Below are 4178 nucleotides of genomic sequence, written 5' to 3' on the forward strand. Positions count from 1 at the left end.
GGCAGCCAATCCGCTGACCACGGCGGCGGCGCTCACCAAGCTGGTGCCGCAGATTCAGGAGACGCTGCCGAAAGGCATGACGATCGAGGTCGTCTACGACGCGACCGGGCAGATCAGCGCTTCGATCGAAGAGGTGTTCAAGACCATCGCCGAGGCGGTTGCCATCGTCATCGTCGTCATCCTTCTGTTCCTTGGCTCCTTCCGGTCGGTGATGATGCCGATCATCACCATCCCGTTGTCGCTGATCGGCGTCTGTTTCCTTTTGTTTGCGGTGGGCTATTCGATCAACCTGCTGTCGCTGCTGGCCATGGTGCTGGCGATCGGCCTGGTCGTCGACGACGCCATCGTGGTGGTGGAGAACATCCATCGCCATATGGAAGAAGACCACATGTCGCCGATGCAGGCCGCGTTCAGCGGTATGCGCGAAATATCGTCGGCCATCATTGCCATGACCATGACACTGGCCGCCGTGTTCGCGCCGCTGGCCTTCACCGGCGGCCTGACCGGCGCATTGTTCCGTGAATTCGCAGTCACGCTCGCCGGCTCAGTGGTGCTGTCGGGCGTCATCGCCATCACCATCACCCCGATGATGTCGGCACGCCTCCTGAAGTCCGGCACGCCGGGCCGTTTCCAGCGCATTGTCGACGGCGCCTTCGCTCGCGTCGAGCATGTCTATGAACGCGCCGTCACCGGGTCGCTCAATTATCGCCCATTGACGCTGATCATCGTGCTTGCGCTTGTCGGCGTCACCGGCTTCATGTTCACCAAGACCTCGAGCGAACTGGCGCCGGAAGAGGACCAGGGCTTTCTGCTCTCGATTGTGACAGGGCCGCGTTATGCGACCTCCGATTACACCGAGACATACGTCAACCAGATCCTCGGCCTGGTGAAGGATATTCCCGAAACACGGGCGCAGTTCTCGGCCGTCGCCTTCGGCGGCACGACAAACAGCGCCTTCGTCGGCTATGCCTTCAAGGATTGGGCGGAACGCAAGCGCAATTCGAAGGAACTGCAGGCCGACATCACGGCCCGTATCGCCAAAGTGGCCGGCGTCGAGGCCTTCGTCTTCGCGCCGCCGACGCTGCCCGGCTCTGGTGGCGGCCTGCCCATTTCCATGGTGGTGCGATCGACCGGCGCTTCCTCGGAAGTGTACGAGGTGGCCGAGCAGATCAAGAACAAGGCGCAAGCCTCCGGCCGCTTCATCGTCGTGCAGAATTCGATGGCCTATGACGCACCAGAGGTGACGGTGACCATCGACCGTGATCGCGCCGCGGCGTTGAACCTGCCGATCGCCGATATCGGCCGCACGCTGACCTTGCTGGTCGGCGGCGCCGAAGTGGCGCAGTTCGACCGTGACTCCAACAGCTACGACATCATCCCGCAGGTGCCGCAGGAGTTTCGCGACAACCCCGATAAGCTCGGCGAATACTTCGTGCGCAGCGTGACGGGCGAGATGGTGCCGCTCTCGGCGGTAGTCAAGATTTCGAACAATGCGGCGCCGGCGGCAATCGAGCAGTTCAACCAACTGAATTCGTCGACGATTTCGGCGCTCCCGCTGCCCGGCGTCACCACCGGCGACGGGCTGAAGGCGCTGGAGGACATCGCCAAGGAGAGCCTGCCCGACACCTTCTTCCTCGACTATTCCGGTCAATCGCGGCAGGAAAAGGAACAGGGCAACACCATCCTGATCGCTTTCGCGGCGGCCGTTGTCGTCATCTATCTGGTGCTGGCGGCGCAGTTTGAAAGCTTTCGCGACCCCCTGATCATCATGATGGCGGTGCCGCTGTCGATCTTCGGCGCGATCGTGCCGCTCAATCTGGGCCTCGGCACGCTCAACATCTACACGCAGGTCGGCCTGATCACACTGATCGGTCTGATCACCAAGCACGGCATCCTGCTGGTCGAGTTCGCCAACCAGCAGCGTGAAAAGCATGGCATGCGACGGCGCGACGCCATCATCGCCTCGGCCAAGGTGCGCCTGCGGCCGATCCTGATGACGACAGCGGCGATGGCGCTCGGCGTGGTGCCGCTGATCACGTCCAGCGGCGCTGGTGCCGCGGCCCGCTATTCGATGGGCCTGGTCATCTTCACCGGCATCCTGGTCGGAACCCTGTTCACGCTCTTCGTCGTGCCCATGTTCTACACCTTCATCGCCAGCAAGGACCTGCCTCATTTGGCGGAGAAGCCGGATCCCAAGCTGATGCCGGCACTGCCGAGCTAGGGTGGGGCTTCCTGCCCGGAAATGCGCAGGACAAATGCAAAAGAAAAGAGGCCGGAAACTTTCCGGCCTCTTTTCTTTTTGGCTGGGCTCCGCCGGTTTGAGCTGTACGCAATACCTCGGTTCGAGCTGTGCTCATACCGCAGCGTTTTCCGGTGGGAGCCTCGAGGCGCGCCAGCATGCTGACACGCCACCGTTTCCAGCCTGCTACTTGACGATGACGATGCTGGTGTTGGTCGCCCCGAAGGTTTCGACGAGCTGGTAGAAATCGGCCGCGTTGTCGGGGTGCAGCCGCACGCAGCCATGCGAAGCCGGCTGGCCGAGGCGCTTGATCGCGTAGGTCGCGTGTACCGCATAGCCGCCGCTGAAGAAGACCGAGTGCGGCATCGGGGCGTTGTCGTATTTCTTCGAATACCACATCTCATGCATGCGGGTCGGCTTGAACGAGCCGGTCGGCGTCACATGGGCCCGGTCGCCGGTGGAGACTTTCCAGGCGAAGGTCGGCCGGCCGTCGACGGAGACTTCCATGATCTGCTGCGAAAGCGAAACGCGTGCCACGATCTTGTTGGCGGCGTGCGCCGCACCCGAGCCGGCGCCGAGCAGCAGTGCTGCACCAGTCAAGGCAGCGGCGGTGATGTTGATAAGCTTGGCGGAAATGGCGGTATGCATGATGAAGTCCCCTCTCTCTGCCGGTTGGCCGGCTCCAGTTCGATGGCCGCTTATCCCAACGTCATGTTTCGAGAAGATTTCGCAAAACGCTCGTTTCTGTTTCGAATCTGTTTCCGCTGGTTAACAAACGCCTCCTTATAACCTGGCTGGAACAGGCTCGGCAGACCCACCCAGCCAAGACCAGGAGTCGGGAACATGAGTATCCGCCTCCAAACGAAAGTGCGAATTGGTGTCATGTGAAAGATCAAGCGTCAGCATCGAAACCAACCTGCAACAAAGCGCGGCTCCAAGCGGCATGATCCGGATACGGGGTGCGAGCAAAGTTGACGCAACGAAAACAGCCGGTAACGAACATGAGGACGAAATCAAACGCGCTGTCCTGGCTTCTCAGGATCAGCATCGCGGCAGCGGTCATCGGCGGCGTCGGCACGGTTGCCGGCACCCCGCTGACAAGGCTCGGCGCGATGACTTCGGGCGAGATTTCGACGCTGCATACCGCACTGTTTTTCGCCACGGTCTGGATTGTTTCCAGCCTGCGCATCGCCCGGCTCAAGGCCCTCTGGCGGGTCGGCCTTAGGCTGACGGGTTTGCGCGGCGCCTCCGGCAACTTGCTGCCGAGAGGACCGAAGGCCCGCGCCGCGACGGGGGGCTCCGTGGGCGGCGCGGGCACTTCGGGGGTATCCTGAAGAGACCCGCAACAGGTTCATTTTTGAAGAATTGGCATTTGGGGAACTGCGACGATGAAAACGAAATTCGCTGCTTCGGTGCTGTCCGCACTGCTTTACGCCCAGGGCCTGCTCGGCTTTGCCGGTCTTGCTACCGTGCTCCTCCGGGACCGCGCCCATGCAAGCGAACTCACCATGGGCAGTGACATGCCGGTGGGGCCATCGCTTCTGCTGGTACGCTGAGCGTCAAGAGCATCGGGCCCAGAGATGGAAAATCCGATGCCCGAAAAAAGGGATTGCGCCAGTAGCAGGCAGTCAGTCGGCAAATTGCCGCGGCGGATCGAACCGATAGCCGGCGCCACGTATTGTGGTGATGGTGTCGGTGTCGAGCTTGCGGCGCAGCCGCACGATGCGCGAATCGATCGAGCGATCGAAGGCGTCGGCGTTTTCGGCCGGTGCCGCGGCGATGATATCGTCACGCGTCAGCACCTTGCGCGGACTGGCCAGGAACAACCTGAGCAGGGCCACCTGGCCAGGCGAAAGCTGTTCCTCGGAGCCGGAGCGATGCATGACCATGGCCGATCTCAGATCGACGGTCGCGTTCTCCAGCACGATCAGTTCCTGGG

General features: G+C 61.9%; 5 protein-coding genes. 2 read left to right on the plus strand and 3 right to left on the minus strand.

What is annotated here, in order from left to right; genetic code table 11:
* Nucleotides 1-2221: efflux RND transporter permease subunit (locus EN984_RS24645; RefSeq protein ID WP_127384010.1), on the plus strand; the 2221-nt coding region annotated here is incomplete at its 5' end.
* Nucleotides 2222-2425: 204 nt separating this feature from the next.
* On the opposite strand, the gene EN984_RS24650 is transcribed toward EN984_RS24645, so the two are convergent.
* Together EN984_RS24650 and EN984_RS37850 are read right to left on the minus strand one after the other, a co-directional pair.
* Nucleotides 2426-2887, minus strand: coding sequence for a L,D-transpeptidase (locus EN984_RS24650; RefSeq protein ID WP_023811018.1), 462 nt, complete (start codon nucleotides 2885-2887; stop codon nucleotides 2426-2428).
* A 244-nt stretch (nucleotides 2888-3131) separates the two neighbouring features.
* Entirely contained in the window at nucleotides 3132-3428 is a 297-nt protein-coding gene (locus EN984_RS37850) for a hypothetical protein (RefSeq protein WP_164752086.1), read from the minus strand.
* Between the two features lie 199 nt (nucleotides 3429-3627).
* On the opposite strand from EN984_RS37850, the gene EN984_RS24660 reads away from it, so the two are divergent.
* Entirely contained in the window at nucleotides 3628-3795 is a 168-nt protein-coding gene (locus EN984_RS24660; protein WP_081738724.1) for a hypothetical protein, read from the plus strand.
* Nucleotides 3796-3867: 72 nt separating this feature from the next.
* Here EN984_RS24660 and EN984_RS24665 read toward each other — a convergent pair.
* A partial coding sequence (locus tag EN984_RS24665) for a winged helix-turn-helix domain-containing protein (protein WP_164765620.1) occupies nucleotides 3868-4178 on the minus strand: 311 nt, incomplete at its 5' end.

The organism is Mesorhizobium sp. M7A.F.Ca.CA.004.12.1.1, assembly GCF_003997835.1.
Lineage (GTDB): Bacteria > Pseudomonadota > Alphaproteobacteria > Rhizobiales > Rhizobiaceae > Mesorhizobium.

Bases quoted from the DNA above. Each gene is read 5' to 3' on its own strand.
- EN984_RS24660 (WP_081738724.1), top strand. From the start codon at position 3,628: ATGAAAACGAAATTCGCTGCTTCGGTGCTGTCCGCACTGCTTTACGCC.
- EN984_RS24650 (WP_023811018.1), bottom strand. From the start codon at position 2,887: ATGCATACCGCCATTTCCGCCAAGCTTATCAACATCACCGCCGCTGCC.
- EN984_RS37850 (WP_164752086.1), bottom strand. From the start codon at position 3,428: ATGCGCAGGCTGGAAACAATCCAGACCGTGGCGAAAAACAGTGCGGTA.